Source organism: Pseudomonas sp. D3-27 (genome assembly GCF_051132165.1).
Taxonomy (GTDB): domain Bacteria; phylum Pseudomonadota; class Gammaproteobacteria; order Pseudomonadales; family Pseudomonadaceae; genus Aquipseudomonas.
Genome location: NZ_CP071667.1, coordinates 4,724,190 through 4,747,805 on the forward strand (window position 1 = coordinate 4,724,190; position 23,616 = coordinate 4,747,805).

Annotated in this window: 14 protein-coding genes and 2 pseudogenes; 4 read left to right on the forward strand and 12 right to left on the reverse strand. The window is 61.5% G+C overall.

Translation table 11 applies throughout. The annotated features are described in order from the left end of the window. Nucleotides 1-8: 8 nt before the first annotated feature. From J3P92_RS21395 to J3P92_RS21410, 4 genes are all read right to left on the reverse strand, one after another. On the reverse strand, nucleotides 9-887 hold the full coding sequence (locus tag J3P92_RS21395; RefSeq protein ID WP_434648965.1) for a hypothetical protein: 879 nt from the start codon (nucleotides 885-887) through the stop codon (nucleotides 9-11). A gap of 89 nt (nucleotides 888-976) precedes the next feature. Continuing rightward, on the reverse strand, nucleotides 977-3,208 hold the full coding sequence (locus tag J3P92_RS21400) for an alpha-xenorhabdolysin family binary toxin subunit A (RefSeq protein WP_434648966.1): 2,232 nt from the start codon (nucleotides 3,206-3,208) through the stop codon (nucleotides 977-979). A gap of 257 nt (nucleotides 3,209-3,465) precedes the next feature. Beyond that, nucleotides 3,466-4,176: a tetratricopeptide repeat protein gene (locus J3P92_RS21405; protein WP_434628600.1), complete on the reverse strand. Its 711-nt coding sequence runs from the start codon at nucleotides 4,174-4,176 to the stop codon at nucleotides 3,466-3,468. A 57-nt stretch (nucleotides 4,177-4,233) separates the two neighbouring features. Next, nucleotides 4,234-4,914 (reverse strand): Fe2+-dependent dioxygenase, encoded by a 681-nt coding sequence (locus J3P92_RS21410; RefSeq protein ID WP_434711748.1) that lies wholly within the window; start codon nucleotides 4,912-4,914, stop codon nucleotides 4,234-4,236. 207 nt (nucleotides 4,915-5,121) lie between these two features. Here J3P92_RS21410 and J3P92_RS21415 point away from each other — a divergent pair, with 207 nt between their 5' ends. Together J3P92_RS21415 and J3P92_RS21420 are read left to right on the forward strand one after the other, a co-directional pair. Beyond that, a complete protein-coding gene (locus tag J3P92_RS21415; RefSeq protein WP_434648968.1) occupies nucleotides 5,122-7,440 on the forward strand; it encodes a TonB-dependent receptor in 2,319 nt (772 codons plus the stop codon). 216 nt (nucleotides 7,441-7,656) lie between these two features. After that, complete coding sequence (locus J3P92_RS21420) at nucleotides 7,657-10,182, forward strand: PepSY domain-containing protein (RefSeq protein WP_434648969.1); 2,526 nt, start codon at nucleotides 7,657-7,659, stop codon at nucleotides 10,180-10,182. A gap of 145 nt (nucleotides 10,183-10,327) precedes the next feature. Here the strand turns inward: J3P92_RS21420 and J3P92_RS21425 are convergent, their stop codons facing one another. The 4 genes from J3P92_RS21425 to ptsP all read right to left on the reverse strand — a co-directional run bounded on the left by J3P92_RS21425 (nucleotide 10,328) and on the right by ptsP (nucleotide 17,624). Continuing rightward, complete coding sequence (locus J3P92_RS21425) at nucleotides 10,328-11,869, reverse strand: alkaline phosphatase D family protein (protein WP_434648971.1); 1,542 nt, start codon at nucleotides 11,867-11,869, stop codon at nucleotides 10,328-10,330. 190 nt (nucleotides 11,870-12,059) lie between these two features. Beyond that, nucleotides 12,060-13,805, reverse strand: a complete 1,746-nt coding sequence (locus J3P92_RS21430; protein ID WP_434648973.1) for a PTS fructose-like transporter subunit IIB — start codon at nucleotides 13,803-13,805, stop codon at nucleotides 12,060-12,062. Nucleotides 13,806-13,818: 13 nt separating this feature from the next. After that, complete coding sequence (gene pfkB / locus J3P92_RS21435) at nucleotides 13,819-14,760, reverse strand: 1-phosphofructokinase (protein ID WP_434648975.1); 942 nt, start codon at nucleotides 14,758-14,760, stop codon at nucleotides 13,819-13,821. Continuing rightward, nucleotides 14,760-17,624 (reverse strand): phosphoenolpyruvate--protein phosphotransferase, encoded by a 2,865-nt coding sequence (gene ptsP, locus J3P92_RS21440; protein ID WP_434648977.1) that lies wholly within the window; start codon nucleotides 17,622-17,624, stop codon nucleotides 14,760-14,762. The genes pfkB and ptsP overlap by 1 nt, the downstream gene beginning before the upstream one ends. Before the next feature lie 286 nt (nucleotides 17,625-17,910). Between ptsP and cra the strand changes: the two genes are divergently transcribed. Both cra and J3P92_RS21450 read left to right on the forward strand, forming a co-directional pair. Then, entirely contained in the window at nucleotides 17,911-18,906 is a 996-nt protein-coding gene (gene cra, locus J3P92_RS21445) for a catabolite repressor/activator (RefSeq protein ID WP_434607825.1), read from the forward strand. A gap of 16 nt (nucleotides 18,907-18,922) precedes the next feature. Beyond that, nucleotides 18,923-19,699 (forward strand): TatD family hydrolase, encoded by a 777-nt coding sequence (locus tag J3P92_RS21450; protein ID WP_434648979.1) that lies wholly within the window; start codon nucleotides 18,923-18,925, stop codon nucleotides 19,697-19,699. Between the two features lie 133 nt (nucleotides 19,700-19,832). Here the strand turns inward: J3P92_RS21450 and J3P92_RS21455 are convergent. The 4 genes and pseudogenes from J3P92_RS21455 to ampD all read right to left on the reverse strand — a co-directional run. Then, nucleotides 19,833-20,405: pseudogene (locus tag J3P92_RS21455) on the reverse strand (methyl-accepting chemotaxis protein); the annotation flags it as partial. Between the two features lie 333 nt (nucleotides 20,406-20,738). Further along, nucleotides 20,739-21,830: pseudogene (locus J3P92_RS21460) on the reverse strand (methyl-accepting chemotaxis protein); the annotation flags it as partial. A gap of 329 nt (nucleotides 21,831-22,159) precedes the next feature. After that, nucleotides 22,160-22,996 carry a regulatory signaling modulator protein AmpE gene (gene ampE / locus J3P92_RS21465; protein ID WP_434560711.1) on the reverse strand — a complete coding sequence of 279 codons (837 nt, stop codon included), beginning with the start codon at nucleotides 22,994-22,996 and terminating at the stop codon, nucleotides 22,160-22,162. Continuing rightward, entirely contained in the window at nucleotides 22,993-23,553 is a 561-nt protein-coding gene (gene ampD / locus J3P92_RS21470) for a 1,6-anhydro-N-acetylmuramyl-L-alanine amidase AmpD (protein WP_434560713.1), read from the reverse strand. Before ampD ends, ampE begins: the two co-directional genes overlap by 4 nt. Between the last annotated feature and the right edge of the window lie 63 nt (nucleotides 23,554-23,616).

Consider the following 23,616-nt stretch of genomic DNA (forward strand, 5'->3'; position numbering starts at 1 on the left):
GACCTTTTTTATCTGCATAGCCACCTGTGAAAGTCATCCAGCATCGTCGTGCATTGCTCGAGTGTCTCAATGGCTGCGCCCAATCCAAAATTCAATTCTTTGAGATTGCCGGCATAACTTGCTCGCTCGACCTCTAGCATCGCAGCGTCCATGGACAGGTATAACGCTCGGGCAAGCAACCCCATCTGGGAATTAAGGCTACTGAAAATATTGAACAGGGCGGCAATATCAGCCTTGTACTCCGTAGCCCTGATTGACGCATCCGTGGAGGAATAACCCAGGTCCCATGACGGTGAAGTGCTGGCCTGCTGGAACAGTGCCTGCGCCAGCGTCGGTCGATCATGGCAATAGCAGCTTCGGTGATCCATGGCCCTCGTGAATATCGAGTACACCCCAAACGAGTCCTGGTTTATCCCGGCGAACTTGAAGTCGAGTTGCCTGATGGCACTTCTGACGTCAACAAGACGAAGGTAAAGCTCATGGACCAGATCCCCAACATTCTTCGGTGACGATAGTTTCCAACGTTCGGAACGAGAAAGACTGAAACGTCTGTAGTCAATTTCAGAAAGTGGCGTTTGCCTGGGGGTTTTCTCTGCCAGACCCAACGCTTCTCCCGCGAACAGCCTCAGTTCAGCCACATGAGTATCGACGAGCGCCTTGGTATCACTGACATCCCCCCCTAATGCCGAAAGGGCCCGCCCGTTGAAGTACGCGTTGTCTAATCGCGAATCCCTAGGAAGCGACGCTGCCTGATGACCGCTGACGCGGCTCCTTTCAAGAACTGCCGATATCCTGTCAAAGACCGAGCGCAAGCCGCCAAGGAAAGAAATATAACGGTCCAATGCCCTGCGCTGCCCCTCAGTAAAATCATGTCCATATCGATTCATGAGATGTTCCTGGCGATGGCCGCCTCTCGGACCGCCATCGCCTATAGCATTAATTCAATCGGCGCATGCCGACGCGGTGCCAGACTTTTTCATGGCTGGAGAATGGGTCGTAAGTATTGCGTGAATCCAGGAATGAGCACGCGCGCGTTACGGACATTCTCTTCGACGGGCCGCGACCTTTCCCACGCGAATGCCTTTGAAAACTTCTCATAGGCAGCCACGACATTTCCAAACTCCTTGAGGTAGTCCCAGCGAACACTGTCCAACCTATCCAGACTCTCAACCAAGTCGATTTTCCCTTGGACCTCAGAAAGTTCCTTGTGCCGGTCTCCCGCCTCCATCATCAGTTGATGAGCCCTGTCACGAAGCCTGTCGCGCCCGGCAACCATATTGAGGTAGGAAAGGGTTTCTCCAATACCTGCGATCGTTTTTTTCAAAGTGTCCATCGCCAACAATGCCACCTGCATCTGAGGAGGTGCCATACCCATTGCCATCAGACTCTCCACTGTCAGCTGAGCTTCCTGGCCAATTTTTTCGACGCCGTTTCTTCCAATCAACTCGATAGCATTGGACACCGAAGCGACCTGTTCAAGCAGCTCGACACGCTTGGCTTCGGCCTTATCTTTTTGCTCTTCTACAAATGTCCGGTCTTGCAGCAGTGCAAGCGTCCATTGTTTCGATGCTTCCCTGTCGTATCGGGCGCTCAGGTTAAGTTCGATCTGCTTGAGGTTGTCGACCTGCTGGCTAATTTCTCCGGATGTGGCTCGAAGCGCTTTCTCCATATCGTAGCGTACCTCTTGCTTATCCGACTCACTGCCAAGCTCTTCAAGTTCGTCCTGATATCTTTCAAGCCGTCCGTTTGTTCTATTCAGGATATGAAGCGCACTCTGTGCGGTGTTGCGAAGGTTGAACGTCTGGCTGTCAATAGCGGTGGCCAAACCCGTCATTCTGCCCACCACGGCCGGTAGGTAATCATGCCGTTCAGCGAGAAACTGCGTTTGCGTCTTTGCAGTCTGGACATTCGAGTTGTAGCCATACAACGCCCTGATATTGATTTGCGGATAATCCACACCACTTGATAACGAATACATTTGTACGCTCCTTGTCCTGATCAAATTACCGGCATCAATTTCCCGTTGAGCCTCTTCAAAAATCGCGTTCAGCGCCCGCGCGGTAGGGCCTATATCTTCGCCCCAAGGTTCAACCACCAGTTTGAGACTATTATGGAACGATCTCAGAGACACCGCATCGTGTACCTCATCGACTGTCTTCAGAGAGTCCTCAATGAACTGGCTGAGCGAATTCCAGACCAACATAAGGTTCTGCGTAGCGACTTCCGCTTCAATCGTGACCGCACTGAGATTTTGAAGATCACCCCGCACCCGGTTCAATGAAGAAAGTGTTTGATGTTTGCTACCCAATTTCGCGATAGCGGTATCTTGGGTGCTTTTCAGTTCGTTACGCTTTTTGCGTATGTTCTCGGCCTGAACGCCCTGGTAAATACCCATGATCAGACCGCCGACATTCAATGTCGCTGCGGCAACAATCGCTTCCTTGACCATGGCATCGTATTGGTTGTTGAGTTCATCAATCTCAGCGGCACGTTGATCGATGTCCTCCTGAATGCTCCGAATTTCGTCTTCATAGGGGTTTTCAGTCACAGCTTTCAAGCGCAACTTAATTCTCGGCAATACCTTTTCTCGCATGTCGGTCCCGAAACTATCCAGCTCCCGTCGGACCGCTTCAGCGGAGACATGACGGCTCTTGACCCCATCCAGTATGCTGTTGAGATAGAACTTTATTTCCCGGATATCCCCCGATGGGAGCGCCAGATCAGGAAGGTGCGGAATTTCAACCTTCAGCTTCAGGTATTCTTCAATGGTAGTTATGTTGTGTTCTTCCAGATACCTGGACGATCTAAGATCACCATAAACTTCGGAGATCGCAGCTCCCCGCCCGACGATAATACGGGCAAAGCCTTGCAGGTCAGCGCCGGTCAGTTGAATTTTTTCACGTAACGGTGACCAACGCCTAGCATGATCATACGTCGTGGTAAATGTTCCCAAAAAATCCATGGGCGTCAGCCCTGGGCGACCCGCATCACCGGCGCCATAGTTCAAATAGCTAATCACGTCAGTTAGCCGCTGAGGAAGCGACAATCCCAACATTTCATACCGTCTCAAGCTGATGACCTGTTCCTTGGTTAATTGTATCCCAGGCGCTCTGTTATATTGACCATCCCCCCCAAGCGACGCCTCGACGAAAACTTTGGGCGCTTTAGCGGCCGCCTCGACCACCTCTTTCCTCAACTTGAATTCCATAAAAGACTTCCTGTCTTCAATTGATAGATTACCGCCATCGACCGCACATAAATACCTACTTTATTAATAGCCGATCGCGAAAAGACTCTAGAGCAGATCCATGACCACCGACAACGATTCAAGTATTAACAAAAAAAACAGCCGAGCGCGCCAAAGCGCAAAACTGTCGACCCGACAAATCCTGAAAGTTAAAAAGATCCAAATATGTTTATGGAAAGCGACACTGTTGAAAGACATAGGGCTGGCGGCAGGCCTAGTTATGAGTTGTTGCTGCCCGTTATTTGAAAAAGCCGCTGCCGATAAGCACAAGCCATGGCACGAACTTCCGGATGCAGAGCATCCCGCAACGCCTCACTGCTCACGCGAAGGAAACTCACATTTCCACCCGCCAGCGCCTCGCGCAGCCAAGTCAGGGACTCGTCGATGCGACCTTCTTGCGCCAGCACCGCCGCATGGCTGAACTGGCCTCGGAAATCTCCAGCTTCGGCCGAACGCCGATACCACTCGGCCGCCGCAACTGGATCCGCCGGGCAACAGCGCCCGTCCTCCAGATAACGCCCCAGCAGGTTCATTGACTTGGCGTGGCCCAATTCTGCGGCGCGGCGGTACAGGGCCAACGCCTGCGGCTGATCTTCAGTAACCCCACGCCCGGTCGCCAACAGGTTGGCGTAGTTGTACATCGCCCAATCCAGCCCTGCCTCGGCGGCCTGTCGATAATGGGCGGCAGCGACTGCAGGATCGGCAACACAGCCCCAACCATGCTCATGGCAACGGCCAAGCATGTTGCGCGCCATCAAGTGCCCGCGTTGGGCGGCGATGTCGAACCAGCGCAGGGCCAGGGGTTTGTCCTGTTCGATGCCCTGCCCATCCAACAGAATTTGCCCAAGCAGCGCCTGGGCCTCCAGCACGCCAGCGCCAGCAGCGATGAGAATCGCCTGCGCCGCGCGCGCCGGGCTGTCCTTGAGCATGGCTTTGAGGCTTTCGCCGTCGAGCACCTCTTCTCGGCGCAGACGAAAATCCGCCACTTACACCTCGACCCAGCGGCGCAACAGGTTGTGATAGGTGCCGGTCAGGCAGATCAACGAAGGGTGGTCGGGTACGTCCCGGGTCAATTGCTGGATCGCGCCGTCCATCTCGAACAGCAGTGCCCGCTGGCTGTCTTCGCGCACCAGGCTTTGTGTCCAGAAAAACGAGGCGTAGCGCGCGCCCCGGGTGACGGCGTTGACCTTGTGCAGGCTGGTCCCCGGATACAACACCATGTCGCCGGCCGGCAGCTTGACCCGCTGGGTGCCGTAGGTGTCCTGGATTTCCAGCTCACCGCCGTCGTAGTCCTGCGGGTCGCTGAAAAACAGCGTCGCCGACAGGTCGGTGCGCACCCGCTCGGCACTGCCCTTGGGCTGGCGCACGGCATTGTCGATGTGGAAATCGAAGCTGCCGCCAGCGCTGTAGCAGTTCACCAATGGCGGGAACACCTTGTGCGGCAGGGCCGCCGACATGAACAACGGGTTTTTCCACAGCCGTTCAAGCATGGCCGCGCCGATTTCCTTGGCCAGGGGATGGCCCTCGGGCAGTTGCAGGTTGTGCTTGGCCTTGGCCGATTGATAACCGGCGGTGACCTTGCCGTCCTCCCATTCGGCCTGCTCCAGCGCTTCACGAATACGCTGCGCTTCTTCGGCGCTAAACACACCGGGGATGTGCAACAACATGGCATTCGGACCTGTGGATAGAGGGGCGCCAATGGTAGTGATTCTTATTGGCTGCGCACAACCCCGCACAACGCACCACTCGACGGAAACCGTAAGGACAAATTGTAAAGAATGTAAATTCCTCTCAAATAGCAATATTTCGCAATTGATACAAATACCTGTTTCCCCTATATTCCGCGGCCTCAAACCTTGGGGAAGGCACTGTTCATGTCGCGTCAACAACTACAATCACCGGCCCATTCACCTCGTTTACTGGCTTCCGCCATCGGCGTCGCGCTCAGTGCTACCTCCGTGGCGCAGATGGCCCAGGCGGCAGAAAATACCGGAGAAAAAGCCCCGCGCAATGCCATTTCCCTGGATGCCACCAGTATCACCGGCGAAGCCCAGGACACGACGTCCTATCAGGTCGAGAAAGCCTCGTCCTCGAAATACACCGCGCCGCTGGTCGACACGCCACGCTCGGTGACGGTCATCCCCCAGCAAGTGCTCAAGGACACCGGCGCGCTCAACATGCAAGACGCGCTGCGCACCGTGCCCGGCATTACTTTCGGCGCGGGTGAAGGCGGCAACCCCCAGGGCGACCGCCCCTTCATCCGTGGCTTCGATGCCCAGGGCGACACTTACCTGGATAACGTGCGTGACACCGGTTCCCAGAGCCGGGAGATCTTCGCGGTCGAGTCCATCGAGGTCAGCAAGGGCCCCAACTCCGCCATCGGTGGCCGTGGCGCCGCCGGCGGCACCATCAACCTGGTGAGCAAGAAAGCGCATCTGGGCGACTCCTTCGACGGCGGTTTCACCTGGGGTTCGGACCAGACCCAGCGCTACACACTGGACGGCAATTACCAGTTCAGCGACAGCGCCGCCGGCCGTCTCAACCTGATGAGCCATGAAAGCAACGTCGCCGGTCGTGACAAGGTCAACTACGACCGCTGGGGCGTCGCGCCATCGCTGGCGTTCGGCCTGGGCACCGATACCCGGGTCAACCTCGATTACTACCACCTGGAAAGCAACGACCTGCCGGATTCGGGCATTCCCTACACCGTGCCCGCCTCGGGTCGTACGGCCGATCGCACCAAGGCCAACCCCGACAAGCCCTACGCCGGCGGCGACAGCAGTAACTTCTACGGCCTCACCGACCGCGACTTCCGCAAGACTCGCGTCGACACGGCGACCATCGCCATCGAGCACGACCTGAGCGATGCACTGACGGTCAAGAACACCCTGCGCCACGGCTCCAGCATGCAGGACTACATCCTGACCCAGCCCGACGACAGCAAGGGCAACGTCAACAATGGTACGGTCTGGCGCCGGGCCAACACCCGCGTCAGCAATGTCGACACCACCACCAACCAGACCGATCTGTTTGGCGATTTTTACGTCGCAGGATTCAAGAACAGCTTCTCCACAGGCATCGAACTGAGCCGCGAAACCGGCGAGAAATCCTCTTACAACGTCAACACCGACACCGTGCCGGGCACCGCCGCCGCGAACACCAACTGCACCCCGGCGACAGTCGGCTCGCCAAGCGGGAACAACTGCACGTCGCTGTCCAATCCAAACCCGAACGATCCCTGGAACGGCGCGATTTCCCGCAACTACGCCGGCACCGACACCACCAGCGTCACCCGTGCGCTTTACGTGTTCGACACTTTGGAGCTGTCACCGCAATGGCTGGTGAACATGGGCTTGCGTTACGACCACTTCGACACGAAATACAAAACCTACAATGCCGCCGGCACCACCACTTCCAAGGGTGATGACACCAGCGAGTTCGTTACCGGCCAGTTCGGCCTGGTCTGGAAACCGGCGGACAACGGCAGCATCTATGCGTCCTACGCCACCTCGGCCACGCCGCCGGGCAACACGGTCGGTGAAGGTCAGGAAGGCAACCCGCTGGGTGGCACGCCGGACCGCAGCGGCAACCTGCTCGCCAGCGACATGGAGCCGGAAACCACCAAGAACTACGAAATCGGCACCAAGTGGGACTTGCTCGACAGTCGCCTGTCACTGACGGCCGCGATCTTCCGCACCGAGAAGGAAAACGCCCGGGTCCAGGTCGACACCACCACCTATGAAAACGCCGGCAAGACCCGCGTCGACGGCCTCGAACTGTCAGCCAGCGGCAAGCTCACGGAAAAGTGGCAAGTGTTCGCCGGCTATAGCTACCTGGACAGCGAACAGGTCGATGGCGGGCCGTTGAGTGTTACCGATGGCAATCAATTGCCCAACACACCGAAGAACAGCGCCAGCGTCTGGACCACCTATGCCCTCACGCCGAAGCTGACCATCGGTGGCGGTGCCTTTTATGTGGACGATGTATTTGGCAGCGTGGCGAATACTACGATGGTCGATTCCTACGTGCGTTACGACGCCATGGCCAGCTACAAGGTCAGCAAAAACCTGGACCTGCAACTCAACGTGCAGAACCTGACGGACGAGACTTACTACGACAAGGCTTTCTCGACCCACTTCGCCAACCAGGCGGCCGGGCGTACCGCGTTGTTGAGTACCAACTTCCACTTCTAAAGGCGAAAACCCGATGCCGATGGTCAGGCAATGTACTTGTGGGGGCTAGCTCGCTCCCACGGGACTGAGCCCCCGGCCATCACGGACCGGCACCGGGCAAAAAGCCCCGCTCATGCAAATGATCGGGGCTTTCAGGTGTGTTTATGAATGGTTCTCGATAACACACGGCATAATGCACGCCGTGACAAACAGTATTGAACGAACAAGGCGGGCGACGTGTTGAAAAAAACCCTGTTCCAGTTGCACTGGTTCTTTGGCATCAGTGCCGGGCTGGTCCTGGCATTGATGGGCATTACCGGTGCGATGGTGTCGTTTCAGGACGAGATCCTGCGCGCGCTGAACCCACAGGTGCTGACGGTTGAAAAGCAACCGGCCGGCGTATTGCCGCCTGCCGAACTGGTGGAACAGATCGAAGCCGCGTCCGGCAAGACCGTCAGCATGCTCTGGGTAGAGACCGACAGCGGCAACGCCGCACGGGCGGTTTTCACCGCCTCGCCCGGGGAAAAGCGTGGCCCGATGCGCTACTTCAATCCCTACAACGCGCAATTCATGGGGGATGTGGTGGGGCAGGACTTCTTTGGTCTGATGCTCCGTCTGCACCGCGTCCTCACCCTGGACGACGTAGGCCGGCAGATCACCGGCGCGTGCACGCTGATCCTGGTGTTTTTCTGCCTGTCCGGGCTTTACCTGCGCTGGCCGCGCCAATGGAAAAACTGGCGCGCCTGGCTGACCCTCGATTGGGCGAAAAAAGGCCGCAGTTTCAATTGGGACCTGCACTCCGTCGCGGGCACCTGGTGCCTGGTGTTCTACCTGCTGGCCGCCTTGACCGGGCTGACCTGGTCCTACGAGTGGTACAACAAAGGCGTAACCCGCCTGCTTTCCGATTCGCCCAAGGATGAGCGCGTGCGCAAGCGCGGCCCCGCACCCGGTGGCCCGGCGCCGATCGCCGACTACCGCGCCATGTGGAGCAGCATCTACAGCGCCGCCGGCCCCGACCTGTCCGCCTATAACGTGCGCATGCCGCCGGTAGCGGGACAACCGGCGACCGTGTTCTACCTGCTGAAAAACTCCCCCCATGACCGGGCGCTGAACCAGCTTATCCTCGACCCGGCCACCGGCGTCGTCAGCCGTCACAGCCGCTACAGCGACAAAAGCTTCAAGGCGCAATTGCTGACCAGCATCTACGCCCTCCATGTCGGCAGCTACTTCGGCCTGGTCGGCCGGATCCTGGTGACCGTCGCCGCGCTGGCCATGCCGCTGTTTTTCATCACTGGCTGGCTGTTGTATCTCAATCGTCGACGCAAGAAGCGCCAGGTCCAAAAGGCCCGCCAGGCGCTGACCCAAACCCCTGGTGACGCCCCGGCGTGGCTGATCGGTTTCGCCAGCCAGAGCGGTTTCGCCGAGCAACTGGCCTGGCAGACCGCCGGCCAGCTCCAGGCCGCCGGCCTGCCGGTGAAGGTCCGGCCATTGGCCGGCGTCAGCGAGCAGGATTTGAACAGCTCCACTCGCGCCTTGTTCGTGGTCAGTACCTTTGGCGATGGCGAAGGCCCCGACAGTGTCCGGGGTTTCGAGCGCAAGGTGTTGGGCCAGCCGCTGAGCCTGGAGCGCTTGCAGTATTCGGTGCTGGGCCTGGGCGACCGCCAATATGAAAACTTCTGCGGCTTCGCCCGCCGCCTGCATGCCTGGCTGGCGGAACACGGCGGCAAGACACTGTTCGCGCCGGTGGAAGTGGACAGCGGCGATCCTTACGCCTTGCGCCACTGGCAACAACAGCTGGCGGAACTCACCGGCCAGGCCCCGGCGGACGCCTGGCAGGCGCCGAGTTTCGAGCATTGGACGTTGAACCAACGCACCCTGCTCAACCCCGACAGCTGCGGGTCTGGCGTATACCTGCTGGGCCTCACCGCACCGGGGCCGAGCAGTTGGCTGGCCGGTGACCTGGTGGAAATCCTGCCGCGCAATGATCCATGGGCCATTGAACATTTCCTCGATGGGCTGGGCATCGCCGGTATTGCTCGGGTGCACGTCGACGGCTTGCAGCAGACACTCGAACAAGCCCTGGCGACACGCCAGCTGCCGGAAAACCGCGCCCATCTGGTCGGCCTGCACGCCCAGGCACTGGTGGAGGCGTTGGCACCGCTGGGCATGCGCGAATACTCCATCGCATCGATCCCCGCCGATGGCGTGCTGGAACTGATCGTGCGCCAGGAGCGCCGCGCCGATGGCAGCCTGGGCGTCGGCTCCGGCTGGCTGACCGAACATGCGCCGCTGGGCAGCCCAATCAGCTTGCGGGTAAGACGCAACAGCAGCTTTCATCTGCCACCCCAAGGCGTACCGATGATCCTGCTGGGCAACGGAACCGGCCTGGCCGGCCTGCGCAGTTTGCTCAAGGCCCGTGTTGCCGAGGGCATGCAACGCAACTGGCTGCTGTTTGGCGAACGCAACCGCGAACACGATTTCCATTGTCGCGATGAGCTTCAGGAATGGGTCACCTCCGGCGATCTGGAGCGCCTGGACCTGGCCTTCTCCCGAGACCAGGACAAGAAAATCTACGTCCAGGATCGCCTGCTGGAATCGGCGGCATTGCTCAAGCAATGGCTGGCCGACGGCGCGGTGATCTATGTCTGCGGCAGCCTGCAGGGCATGGCGTCAGGGGTGGATCACGTGCTCAACCTGGTGCTGGGGCGTGAGGAAGTGGAGAAGCTGATCGAGCAAGGGCGGTATCGGCGGGATGTGTACTGACGGAACGCTTATCCAGAATTGAATCGAATCCCCAGTGGGAGCGAGCTTGCTCGCGATAGCGGATGGTCAGTCAACGCTTTCTTGATCGACACACCGCCATCGCGAGCGAGCTCGCTCCCACACTGGATGCAGTGCGCTTCAGAACTCACACCGGCTGCAACTTCTTCTCGAACACCGCCAGCCCTTCCAGGTCCCTTAGCACCACGCTCATCTCCCCGCTCTGCCCGTCGATGTTCACCTCGCCAAAGAACTGATAGCCGGCAAACGGCGAGGTGTTCTGGGCCGGAGGGGCTTTCTGGAACACCACTTCAGGGCCGAAGGTCTTGTCCAGGGCGTTGGGCCCGAAGCTGCCGGCGTTCAATGGGCCGGCGACGAACTCCCAGAAGGGTTCGAAATCCTGGAACGCGGCGTGTTCGGGATGGTAGTGGTGGGCGGCGCAATAGTGGACGTCGGCGGTGAGCCAGACGTAGTTGCGCACCTGATGCTTGCGCAGATAACCGAGCAATTCGGCGATCTCCACTTCGCGCCCCTGGGCCTCGCCCGGGTCACCGTTGGCGACCGCTTCCCAACGCGCAACGCCGGGGCTGACCTCGCCATCCGGCACGCCCAGGCCGATGGGCATGTCAGCAGCGATGACTTTCCACTGGGCACCGGATTGCTTCAATTCGCGCTTGAGCCAGTCCAACTGCTCCCGCCCGAGGAACGGTTTGGCCGCACCGAGGTTCGCGTCATTGGCTTGTCGATAGCTGCGCATGTCCAGCACAAACACATCCAGCATCGGCCCGTAACCGAGCTTGCGGTAGATGCGCCCTCCCCCATCGGCCTTCTGCAGGCGCATCGGCGCGTATTCCAACCAGGCCTGTCGCGCACGACCGACCAGGCTGTGGATATCCTTGGTCTGGTAGCGCTCGTCCAGTTGCTTGCCCGGCGACCAGTTGTTGACCACTTCGTGATCGTCCCACTGCCAGATCTGCGGCACTTCGGCGTTGAAACGGCGGACGTTTTCATCCATCAGGTTGTAGCGGTAGTTACCGCGATATTCATCCAGGGTCTCGGCGACCTTGCTCTTGGCTTCGGTGGTCAGGTTGCGCCAGATGCGCCCGCCCTCTGTGGTGATCTGCGCCGGCACCGGGCCGTCGGCATAGATGGTGTCGCCGCTGTGGATGAAGAAATCCGGCAGGCGCAGGCGCATGGCCTCATAGATGCGCATGCCGCCGATGTCCGGATTGATACCAAAACCCTGGCCGACGGTGTCGCCGCTCCAGACAAAACGGATGTTGCGCTTGAACTGCGGCACGCTGCGCAGGTGGCCGAGCCACGGCTCGCTGGCCACACCGCTCTGGGCGTCTTGGAAATGCACGCGGTAGAAAATCGCCTGGTCGGGTGGCAAGCCGGTGAGCTCGACCCGAGCGGTGAAATCGCTGCGGCTATCGGCCAGCGCCGAGACGAAGCGCCGGGGGTTGGGGAACTGACTGCGGGTGTCCCACTCCACCACCATCCTCGCCGGGCGGTCGCTGCGGCTCCAGATCATCGCGCGATCACCTTGCAAGTCGCCCGACTGCACACCTTCGGTCAACACGGGCCGGTCCTTGACCGAAGCGATCACGGCCGGGGCCAGCCCGGGCAGCAACAAGCCCGCGCCAACGACTTGCATCACACGGCGGCGGCCCAGGTCGAATTCGCTCATGGTGTTCTCCCCAAATGGGAAAACTTAAGCATGGCTGTGTGAAGTGGGTGTGACAGGGATTTCATCATCACCCCACAACCACTGTGGGAGCGAGCTTGCTCGCGATTGCGGAGTGTCAGGCCACCTATTTGTTGACTGATACACCGCTATCGCGAGCAAGCTCGCTCCCACAGGGGAAACCGGAGTGGACTCAGGCCTTCGCCGGCTCCAACGCCATTTCCACCACTTCCGGTCGCTTGAGCAGCGCATACGCCACTGCCGTCACCAAACTCCCCGCCACGATCGCCAGCAGGTACAAAAGCGCGTGGTTGATGGCGTTGGGGATCAGCATCACGAACAGCCCGCCGTGAGGCGCCATGAGTTTGCAGCCGAAGTACATCGACAGCGCACCGGTCAGCGCGCCGCCGGCAATGCTGGCCGGGATCACCCGCAGTGGATCCTTGGCCGCGAACGGGATCGCGCCTTCGGAGATGAAGCACAGCCCCAGCACCAGCGCTGCCTTACCGGCCTCACGCTCGGTCTTGGCGAACTTGCGGCGGGCTATGAACGTGGCGATGCCCAGCCCAATCGGCGGCACCATGCCGGCGGCCATGGTCGCGGCCATGGGTGCATAACTTTGCGAAGCCAGCAGTCCCACGGAAAACGCGTAGGCGGCTTTGTTGATCGGCCCACCGAGGTCCACGCACATCATCGCCCCCAGCAGCACGCCCAGCAAAAGCGCGTTGGTGGTGCCCATGCTGTCGAGGAAATGGGTCAGCCCCTCAAGCATGCCCGCCACCGGTTTGCCGACGATGTAGATCATCACCAGGCCGGTGAACAGGCTCGCCAGCAACGGAATGATCAGGATCGGCTTGAGCGCTTCAAGGCTCTGGGGCAGGCGCGCGTAACGGTTGATCGCCTTGGCCGCATACCCGGCGAGGAAACCGGCGATGATCCCGCCGATGAATCCAGCGCCCAGGGTGCTGGCCAGCATCCCGCCGATCATCCCTGGCGCCAGGCCAGGTCGGTCAGCAATCGAATAGGCGATGTAGCCCGCCAGCAGCGGCACCATCAATTTGAATGCGGTGTCGCCGCCAATCTGCATCAGCGCTGCTGCGAGAGTGCCAGGTTCCTTGAAGGCCTCGATGCCAAACACGAACGACAAAGCGATCATCAAGCCACCCGCTACCACCATCGGTAGCATGAACGAAACACCCGTCAGCAAGTGTTTATAGACACCGCTTTTTTCCGCCTTCGCCGGGCCCGTGGAAGCACCACTCGCTGCGCTTTCCTGGACGCCTTCGGCCAAGGCTTTTTTCAGCGTGGCTTCGGCTTGTTTCAACGCAATGCCGGTGCCGCAGCGATAGATTTTCTTACCGGCGAAACGCTCGGTGGCGACCTCGATATCGGTCGCCAGCAACACCACATCGGCCTCGGCAATCGCCTCGGGGCTGAGCGGGTTGCGGGCGCCCACCGAGCCCTGGGTTTCGATCTTCAGGTCATAACCCAAGCGTGCCGCTGCCTGTTGCAAGGCTTCAGCGGCCATGAAGGTATGGGCGACGCCGGTCGGGCACGCGGTGATGGCCACCAGGCGCGGGGCGCGTTCGGTCGACGGCGCAGGTACTTCGGCGAGCACCTCGGCCTCGCCCAGCACTTGGGCCTCTTCGGCGCCGCGACGCAGCACCGCGTCAACGTCCTGCAGGGCGAGGGCCGGGGTGCTGCGAAACACCCGCTTGCCAACGAATCGCGACAGGTCCACCGGGCCGCTGGCAACCAGCAATACCCATTCGGCCGCTTCGAGGGTCGCCGCCGACAACTGGCGTTCCGGGTGGGCCGCGTCATGGACTTCGACACTGGTGCTCCAACCTTGGCGCTGGGCCGCCGCATCCAGCAGGCGGGCGCACAACACGCTGGTGACCATGCCGTTCGGGCAAGCCGTCACAATGGCTAATTTCATCTTGCGAACCCTCTTATTGTTCTGTCAGGGGGCGCACGCGCACGCCCTGTTCAAGCGACGCCAGCAACGCGGTGTCGTGGATGCCGAACCCGATCTGGGTGACCGCCATGGCGGCGATGGCCGTGGCGGTGCGCAGGGTCTGCTCCGGTGCGTGGGCAGCGAGCAATCCATGCAGCATGCCGGCCAACAGCGAATCGCCGGCGCCCACGGTGCTGGCGACAGTGACCTTGGGCGGCGAGGCATGCAGGGCCGAACCAACGCTGAACCAATTCACACCGTCGGCGCCGTGGGAAATCACCACATGTTCCACGCCTTGGGCATGCAACCGCTGAGCCGCTTGTGCCTGGGCGACCTCGGTCACCACGTCGCAACCCAGCGCATCGGCCAGCTCCTCGGTATTGGGCTTGATCAGCCATGGCCCCGCCGCCAGGGCGACGCGCAACGCTTCGCCGCTGGTGTCGAGGGCGACATTCAGGCCGAGCTGTTTGAGCCGCATGATCAGCGCCTGCAACCATTGCGCACTGACGCCTCGGGGCATGCTGCCGGCAACCACTACGGCATCGTGGCCTGGGGCTATCTGCTCGAGACGTTCCAGCAACGCTTGTTGCGCGGCTTCATCGACCACCGGGCCAGGACCGTTGAGGTCAGTGATGCGTCCGTCCTGTTCGGCCAGCTTGATGTTGCTGCGGGTTTCGCCGGGGACGCGAATAAAAGCGTCGACGAAGCCACGCTGGATAAACAGCGTCTCGAACACTTGGGCGTTGTCTTCACCCAGGAAACCACTGACGGTCAGGGTGTGGCCGAGGTCCGCCAGCACCTGCGCCACGTTCACGCCCTTGCCGGCGGCGTGGGCGTGCATGGCGTCGCTGCGGTTGACCTGGCCCGGTTCCAGGCGCGCCAACTCCACCGTGAGGTCGAGCGCCGGGTTAAGGGTCAGGGTAAGAATCTTCGCCATTACAGCGCCTCCACTAATGCGCGCACGTCATCGGCGCTGCCCACGGCCAATGCCGCTTGGGCCAGGGTTTGTACTTGTGCCAGGCTCAATTCGCGGACTCGTGCCTTGACCTCCGCGATGCTGCGGGCCGAGACACTCAACTCGTCCACGCCCAGGCCCACCAACACCGGCACCGCCAGCGGATCGGCCGCCAGTTCGCCGCACACACCGACCCATTTGCCATGGGCATGGGCGGCGCGCACGGTGATGTCGATCAGTTGCAATACCGCCGGGTGCAAGCCATCGGCCTGGGCCGACAGGGTCGGGTGACCACGGTCGATCGCCAGGGTGTATTGCGTCAGGTCGTTGGTGCCGACGCTGAAGAAATCGACTTCCTTGGCGAGTACCGGCGCCAGCAGCGCGGCGGACGGCACTTCGATCATGATGCCCAACTGCAAATCCGCCACGGGGATCTCCCGACGCAGACGCTCGGTCATGTCCCGTGCCTGGCGCCACTCGTCGATGCTGCCGACCATGGGGAACATGATCCGCAGCGGACGGTTGTCCGCCGAGCGCAACAGGGCGCGCAGTTGCGCTTCCATGACGTGGGGGCGCTGCAAGGTCAGGCGGATGCCGCGCACGCCGAGGAAGGGGTTTTCTTCCTTCGCGATCGGCCAATAAGGCAACGGCTTATCGCCGCCGACGTCGAGGGTGCGCACCACCAGCGGCCGACCGGCCAGGCCATCGAGCACCTTGCGGTATTCGGCTTCCTGGGTCGCTTCGTCCGGGGCCTCGGTGTGGGCCATGAAGATAAGCTCGGTGCGCAACAGGCCGATGCCTTCGGCGCCCTGCTCCACCGCGCTGGTGACGCCGGCGCTTTCGCCGATGTTGGCGAATACTTCAACGGCATGACCGTCGCGGGTCAGCGCCGGTTGGTGGCGCTGTTCGGCGGCGACTTTCAGGCGCTGCTCACGGGTGTCGCGCTCTTCAGCGGCCCGTTGCAGGGTCGCGGCGTCCGGGTCGACATGCAGCCGACCACGCTGCCCATCCAGCAGCAAGGACGTGCCCGGCGCCAACAGCAACACCGCCGCGCCTGCGCCCACCAAGGCCGGAATGCCCAGGGCGCGGGCGACAATGGCACTGTGGGCGGTGGCGCCGCCGCGTGCGGTGAGGATCCCCGCCACGCGGGCCGGGTCCAGGCGCGCGACGTCGGAGGGGCCGACTTCGTCCATCACCAGGATGTAGGGTTGATCCGGTTCAGCCGGGGTCTCGATGCCGCACAACTGCGCCAGCACCCGACGGCCAACATCCCGCAGATCGGCGGCGCGCTCGGCAAGCAAGGCATCCTGCAGGGCTTCCTGTTCCTTCGCGGCGGCTTCGATCACGCCCATCCACGCCGCTTGCGCGCTCTCGCCCAGCTTCAGGCGGGTGTCGACTTCGTCGGTCAGTTCCGGGTCGTCGAGCATTTCCTGGTGGGTGATGAAAATCTCGCGGATGGCCTTGGGCTTGGCGCGCTCGATCAAGCCCTCGATGTCCCGACGTACCTGGCCTAGGGCGTTTTGTAGACGCTCGCGCTCGATCGCCGGAGACTCGCCACGCAGTGGATAATCGATGTCTTGCTGCACTTGGATATGCGCCGGACCGATGGCAATGCCCGGCGCGGCGGCGACGGCCTGGATCAGGCTGCCGGATTCCGGCGCGAGCAGCACGGTGGCAACTTCGGCAATGGTGGTTTCTCGCGGCGCGCTCGGTGGCGGCAGCGGTTCGACCTCTTCGCCGAGACCTTCTTCGACGGCTGCGAGCAACGCCGGCAACGCGTCGGCGGCAATGCTGGGTTCGGCAATGAACTCCAGGACCTGACCGCGACGGGCGCCCAGACTCAGCAGTTTGCTCAGACTCTTCACCGATACGGCGCTGTCCTGGCCGTCGACGATGCGCACGCGGATCTCGCCTTCGAAACTTTTCGCCAGCTGGGCAAGGATTTTCGCCGGGCGCGCGTGCAGGCCGTGGGCATTCGCCAGGCCGATGCGCGCGCTGGGCCAGTCGGCGGGCAGTTCGCCCCCCAGCACTTCCAGGACCTTGCGGCTGCTGGTAGCGCGGCCCAATTCGTGGCCGCGACCTTCGATCAGCAATGCGCAAAGCCTTTCCAGCAACGCCTGGTGGGCCTCGCCGAGGCTGGCCAGGCAGAACAACCCGCTCAGGGGTTGGCCCAGATAACGAATGGGTTTGTCGGGCGTGACGAAGGCCAGGCCCGGGCGCTTGACGGTCTGTTCGCTGTGCAGCCACCAGAGCCCATCGCCGAGAGGCAACGCTTCGACCTGCTGCAGCACGCCGGCGAAGCCGTTGCTCACGCAATCGGCCTGGCGTAACAAACGGGCGCCGCGCCACACCAGTTCTTCGAAATCGTCGGCCGACACGCCGAGGCCGATCATCTGCGCATCCAGCGCCAGTTCCTGCGGCGCGCCTTGCAGCAGTTTCAGCAAGGCTTCGGCGCTGCCGGCGCGACGCAATGCCTGGCCCAGATCGGTCTCGCCGAGGGCGCGGGTCAGCAGTTGCAGCAGGCGCAGGTGTTCGTCGGACTTGGCGGCGATGCCGATCGCCAGGTAAACGATCTGGCCGTCGCCCCAGTCCACGCCTTCGGGAAATTGAAGCAAGCGCACGCCGGTGGAATACACCAGGTCGCGGGTCTGCGGAGTACCGTGGGGGATGGCAATACCTTGGCCAAGAAAGGTCGAGCCCTGGGCCTCGCGGGCCTGCAATCCGGCAAGATAACCCTCGGCTACCAGGCCATCGGCCACCAGTTTGTCAGCGAGCAGTTGCAGCGCGGCGTCTTTATCCACAGCCACCTGGGCCATGGATATCTGCTCTAGAGTGAGCTCGAGCATGCTTTCTCCTTTTTGGCGTCCGGTTGGCGCCAGGTATTGTTTTGAATGAATCAGCTTAGCGTTGCAAACGGCTTGCGGCGGTATCGCGGCAGTGCGACCGAAAACCCTGAAGCCCTGAAAATACGCCTGCTGAAACGTTTAATCTAGAAAGATTGGCACGTTACTCGATAATCTCCCATCCTTGAAGTGCAACTTGTCGAAAGCGTCCGGGGGTGACCATCGATCCGAATCGGGTAGGATGAGCCTTCATTGTCGGGGCAAACTCGAAAAAACAAGGAAAACCGGGTTGAAACTCAGTGATATCGCCCAGCTCGCCGGTGTGTCCGTGACCACCGCCAGCTACGTCATCAACGGCAAGGCCGAACAACAACGCATCAGCAACGCGACCGTCGAACGGGTGCGGGCGGTGGTCCAAGAGCATGGCTTCACGCCCAACCCACAGGCCGCCGGACTGCGCAGCCGGCATACCCGCACGTTGGGGTTCATCCTGCCCGACCTGGAGAACCCCAGTTACGCGCGTATCGCCAAGCTGCTGGAACAAGGTGCCCGCGCCCGAGGTTACCAGTTGCTGATCGCCAGCTCCGATGATGCGCCTGACAGCGAGCGCCAGTTGCTGCAACTGTTCCGCGCCCGACGCTGCGATGCGCTGATCGTTGCCAGTTGCCTGCCCGCCGAAGACGATAGCTACCGCCAATTGCAGGCCAAGGGCATCCCGATCATCGCCATCGACCGGGTGATGGAACCGGCGCAGTTCTGCTCGGTAATCAGCGACGACCGCCAGGCCAGCCTGCAACTGACACGAAGCCTGCTGGAAACGAATCCACGGCAGATCGCGCTGATCAGCGCCCGCCCCGAACTGAGCATCAGCCAGGAGCGGACCGCCGGTTTCCGCGAGGCGCTGGCCGGGTTCGAAGGCCAGGTGCTGATCGAGCACGGCGAGTCGTTCAGCCGTGAATGCGGTCGTCAGCTGATGGATGACATGCTCGCGCGCCTGGGCCATCTCCCCGACGCGCTGATCACCACCTCTTATGTGCTGCTGCAAGGGGTGTTCGATGCCCTGCATGATTTTCCGCTCAAGGCGCGTCCCCTTCGCCTGGGCACCTTTGGCGACACGCAACTGTTGGATTTCCTGCCGCTGCCGGTCAACGCCATGTCCCAGCAGCATCAACTGATCGCCGACAAAGCCTTGGAACTGGCGCTGGCGGCCATCGAAAACGATGTCTATCAACCCGGTGTCCAGGCGATTGCGCGCACGTTCAAGCAGCGCATTCACCAGGGCTGAGGTTCAGGGTGCGGATATGCAGTTGATCGACACGCACACTCATCTGGACTTCCCGGATTTCGACGCGGATCGCCCGGCGCTGCTGGCCGAAAGCCGCGCCTTGGGTGTCCGGGAAATAGTGGTGCTGGGCGTATATCGGGACAATTGGCAGCGCGTCTGGGACCTGGTCCAAAGCGACCCGCACCTGCATGCCGCGCTGGGCCTGCACCCGGTGTTTCTCGACGAGCATCGCGGCGAAGACCTGACGCAGTTGCGCGAATGGCTGGAGCGCCTGGCCGGGCATCGGCAGTTGTGCGCGGTGGGGGAAATCGGCCTGGACTATTACGTCCAGACCCTGGACCGCGATCGCCAGCAAACGCTGTTCGAGGCGCAGCTGGAACTGGCCCGGGATTTCGAACTGCCGGCGCTGATCCATGTACGTCGCAGCCACGCCGCCGTGATCGCGACGCTCAAACGCATCTGCCCGGCCCGTGCGGGCATCATCCATGCCTTTGCCGGCAGCTTCGAGGAGGCTCGCGAATACATCAAGCTCGGTTTCAAGCTCGGCCTCGGCGGCGCGGCCACGTGGCCCCAGGCCCTGCGCATGCACCGGGTGCTGCCGAAACTGCCGCTGGATGCGCTGGTGCTGGAGACCGACTCACCGGACATGGCGCCGTCGATGTTTCCCGGGCAACGCAACAGCCCGGCGCATTTGCCGGCGATTTGCGAGGCGTTGGCGGGCATCATGGCGGTGACGCCTGAACGACTGGCCGAGGCCAGCACGGCAAACGCCCGGCAGCTATTCCAGTGGTGATCCTTGTGGGAGCGAGCTTGCTCGCGATAGCGGTGATCCAGGCAACCTTTCATTGGCTGACACTCCGCCATCGCGAGCAAGCTCGCTCCCACACAGGCTCGCTCCCACATTGGGCCTGTGGTGAGGCAGGAGATCACACCCGAAACGCATTGATCAGTTGCTTGAGCCGCACCACCTGGGAGGACAGTTCGCGGCTGGCGTCTTCGGTCTGGTGAGCCCCTTCGGCGGTGCGTTCGCCGGCGCGGTTGATCTCGACGATGTTCTGGTCGATGTCATGGGCGACGGCGGTCTGCTGCTCCACCGCAGCGGCGATCTGCTGGTTCTGGTCGACGATCATGCCAACGGCGCCAAGAATGTTTTCCAGCGCCTGCTGGACCTTCTCCGACTGGCCAACCGTGCCGCTGGCCATCTCATGGCTGGTGCCCATCGCCTTGACGGCGGCACCGACGCCGCCGTGCAGGCGGCTGATCATCGCTTCGATTTCTTCGGTCGACTGCTGGGTCCGCTTGGCCAGGGTTCGCACCTCGTCGGCCACCACCGCGAATCCGCGCCCTTGCTCGCCAGCCCGGGCGGCTTCGATAGCGGCGTTGAGGGCCAGCAGGTTGGTTTGCTCGGCAATGCTCTTGATCACATCGAGGACGCGGCTGATGGCCTGGCTGTCGGTCGCCAGTTGATTGATCACCTGCACCGACTGGTCGATTTCGCTGGCGAGCCGGGCGATGCTGCCCTGCTGGGATTCCACCAAGCCTCGTCCGCTGAGGGTTTCATCATTCACGCTATGGGCGCTGCTGACCGCCGCCGCAGCGCTGCGGGCGACTTCCTGGGCAGTGGCGGACATCTGGTTCATCGCCGTGGCGACCAGTTCGATCTGGCTGCGCTGGCCGGCCACGGCCTGGTTGCTCTGGGCCGATACCGTTTCCACCTGCCCGGCCTGGCGCTCGACCTCGGCGACGGTGTGGCCGACCTGTTCGATCAAATCATGGATCTTCGCCACGGTGCCATTGAACACCTCGCCCAACTCGCCCAGCTCATCCTTGCTGCGGGCGACGAAACTGACCGTCATATCCCCCGCCGCGACTTTGTCCATCATCGCCCCCAGGTGCTTGAGCGTCGTGCGTGTCGAGGCGTAGAAACCGGCGTACAGATAGAAAATCAACAGGAACACCGCTGCGAGCGCCACCGCCTGTAGCACCATGTGGCTGCGGTTCTGCTCCAGGCGGTGCTGCAATTGCACACCGAGAAAGCCCAACGTCGCCTCGTTCAACCGATAGGTCTGCTCCATCAGGCCGCTGACCTGATCGAAGAATGCCGGCCATGGCGCATCGAGGGTGTCCGCCATGACAACCTGGTTTTCAATCAGCTCGGCCGCTTGCTTGAGGGTGCTCTTGCTGCCACCGGCCTGATCGGCGAGTGCTTGTCCGACCGCCTTGCTCGAGCCCAGCGCGTCCTGCAGTTTCAGCTCATATTCGCCCTGGAGCTTCTCGATTTGCACCAGCAACTCATCGAACCGGGTACTCGACGCGGAATTGAGGAAACCCAACCCCAACGAAGAAGCGCCCAAGGCACGGCCCTCGCCCAAAATTTGAGTGACCCTGGGCGTCAGGCCGACGATCAGCTCGCTGAGCTGCCGGATGTCGGCCTGGTTGTCACGGCTCAGGCCGGCCTGACTGGCGATGATCTGGCCGAATATTTGTGCATTGTTGAGCAGATTGCCGATCAACGCGCTTTTGCTCTGCAGCGAGCTTTCGGCTTGTTGGGCCTTGAAAGCGGCGATCATTTCGTCGCGCTTGGTATCGAAGGCACTGACGTGCTCGGGCTCCATCGCCATGGCCGTCATGCCTTGCAACCGGGCGAGCACCTTGTGCTCGAGCGCGGCGATCTTCGCGTCCACGTCGCCGGCCTTGCCAGACTGGCCCAGGCTGGCATTGATCTGCACCAGGTCGTTCAGCGTCTCCAGGTCACGCCGCAGCGCCAGGCTGCTGCCCAGCAAATCCAGGCTTTGCAGCTCCACTTGCGTGCCCTGGAACTCGCGGTAGGAATCACGCACCAGAAAGAAATTGGTCACCAGCATCGGCAGCAGGAACAGGACACTGATCAGGCTGAACTTCATGCCGAAGCTAAGGCGATTCATCAGGGCGACGGCGGGCCAGAGCAAACTCTTCACAAGGGAAGTCTCCCGGTAGTTTTTATTGTTATGAGCTGCGCACGCAGACAGCACAAAGCCACTATTCGGACGCTGTTCCTGTATAGCCTAATTCGGCAGGGAGATTTGTAACTTAAGGTTAACGAGGGCACACGATCCAGTGGCGAGGGAGCTCGCTCCCGCTGGCCTGTGCGGTAGGCCCCGTGGGGTTTGCGCAGAGGGGATCGTTTTTATCCTGGTTTACGACTGCTGCGCAGCCGACCGGGAGCAAGCTCCCTCGCCACGACAGCTTAGCGTTACGAACTTGCTGGGTTCGATCAGGCCAACACCGTCCACAACGCGAACCCGGCATACCAGAGCAACGCAGCGCGCAGCAGCAATTCCCAAAGTCGATCCAGGCTGTTGATGCCGTCCGGCCCGGCGACCGGCGTGGGAATTTCGCCGGCGACCAAGCCGACTTTGTCGATGAGGTCGGCGGCGCTGATGTTCCAGTTCAACAGTTCATGCAGCATGACCCGACTGACCGCGACGAAGTTGCCCACCAGGGCGAAGCTCGCCGCCAGCAATCGCACCGGTACCCAGTCGAAGGCGTGGCGCAGTTGCGCTGCACGCTCGGCCACACCCGGGTTCTGGCTGTGCTCGGCGGCCAACGCCAACAATCGATAACTCAGGGCGGCCACGGGTCCCAGCAGGAAGTACCAGAAGATCACCGCGAAAAAACTCTGGTAAGCCTGCCATAGCAAATGCCCCTGGACCCGTTCGAGCAACTGCTCACCGTCATCGGCATCGATGTTCAGGTCACGCTTGGCCACGTGGGTGGCCGCTTGCAGGTCTTCACGACGCCAGGCATCGCGAAACGGCCCGAGATCAGCCAACAGATCGCCGCGCCCCAGGCTGTATATCACCACCAACAGGTGGATCGGCAGCGCCAGCAAACCATAGGCCACCGGCTCCAACACCCAGAGTAGCAACGCCAGCAGCGAAACCGGCAGCAGAACCATCACCACCAGCACCAGCCAAGGCCGGTTGCCCCAGCGCGGACTCGCTTCAAGCTTGTTCAGCTCGCCCAGCCAGCCGCCGTCACGCTGGACCCGCTGGCGCAAGGCCGAGAACTTCTCGATCCAGACCGCCAGCAGCAACACCAGAAAACTCATTGTCCTTCCCCTTCTGTCAGGGCCGCGCGGTAACGCGCCCAGTCGAATGCCGGCCCCGGATCGGTCTTGCGACCCGGCGCGATGTCGCTGTGCCCGCAGATGCGCTGCACCGTGATCGCCGAAAACGCTTTTTGCAGCTGCCGGGTCAAGTCCACCAAGGCGACATATTGCCCGTCGGTGAACGGCAGGTCATCGGTGCCTTCAAGCTCGATGCCTATGGAAAAATCGTTACACGTCTCCCGCCCTTCGAAACACGAAACACCAGCGTGCCAGGCACGATCAAGACAAGAGACAAACTGGGTCACGGTGCCGTCACGTTCGATCAGAAAATGCGCGGACACGCGCAGGTCCGCGATACCCGCAAAATAGGGATGTTCCGTGACATCCAGGCGATTCTGGAAAAATTCCTGCACTTTGCCCGTGGCGAACTGTGCCGGTGGCAAGCTGATGTTGTGGATGACCAGCAGGGAGATCTCGCCCTCGGGGCGCGCATTGAAGTTGGGCGAAGGGCAATGACGCACGCCATCGCACCAACCGCTCGCGGAGTCCAGCTGCATACAGGTTCCTTCGATGAGACGGTGAAGGCCGTCAGTATGCCGCGATCGGGCCCGGCTGCGCGA

What these genes read in the sequence shown, in the direction of transcription:
- J3P92_RS21395 (WP_434648965.1), bottom strand. Translation starts at nt 887, where the DNA reads ATGAATCGATATGGACATGATTTTACTGAGGGGCAGCGCAGGGCATTG.
- J3P92_RS21400 (WP_434648966.1), bottom strand. Translation starts at nt 3,208, where the DNA reads ATGGAATTCAAGTTGAGGAAAGAGGTGGTCGAGGCGGCCGCTAAAGCG.
- J3P92_RS21405 (WP_434628600.1), bottom strand. Translation starts at nt 4,176, where the DNA reads ATGCTCAAGGACAGCCCGGCGCGCGCGGCGCAGGCGATTCTCATCGCT.
- J3P92_RS21410 (WP_434711748.1), bottom strand. Translation starts at nt 4,914, where the DNA reads ATGTTGTTGCACATCCCCGGTGTGTTTAGCGCCGAAGAAGCGCAGCGT.
- J3P92_RS21415 (WP_434648968.1), top strand. Translation starts at nt 5,122, where the DNA reads ATGTCGCGTCAACAACTACAATCACCGGCCCATTCACCTCGTTTACTG.
- J3P92_RS21425 (WP_434648971.1), bottom strand. Translation starts at nt 11,869, where the DNA reads ATGAGCGAATTCGACCTGGGCCGCCGCCGTGTGATGCAAGTCGTTGGC.
- J3P92_RS21430 (WP_434648973.1), bottom strand. Translation starts at nt 13,805, where the DNA reads ATGAAATTAGCCATTGTGACGGCTTGCCCGAACGGCATGGTCACCAGC.
- pfkB (WP_434648975.1), bottom strand. Translation starts at nt 14,760, where the DNA reads ATGGCGAAGATTCTTACCCTGACCCTTAACCCGGCGCTCGACCTCACG.
- ptsP (WP_434648977.1), bottom strand. Translation starts at nt 17,624, where the DNA reads ATGCTCGAGCTCACTCTAGAGCAGATATCCATGGCCCAGGTGGCTGTG.
- J3P92_RS21450 (WP_434648979.1), top strand. Translation starts at nt 18,923, where the DNA reads ATGCAGTTGATCGACACGCACACTCATCTGGACTTCCCGGATTTCGAC.
- ampE (WP_434560711.1), bottom strand. Translation starts at nt 22,996, where the DNA reads ATGAGTTTTCTGGTGTTGCTGCTGGCGGTCTGGATCGAGAAGTTCTCG.
- ampD (WP_434560713.1), bottom strand. Translation starts at nt 23,553, where the DNA reads ATGCAGCTGGACTCCGCGAGCGGTTGGTGCGATGGCGTGCGTCATTGC.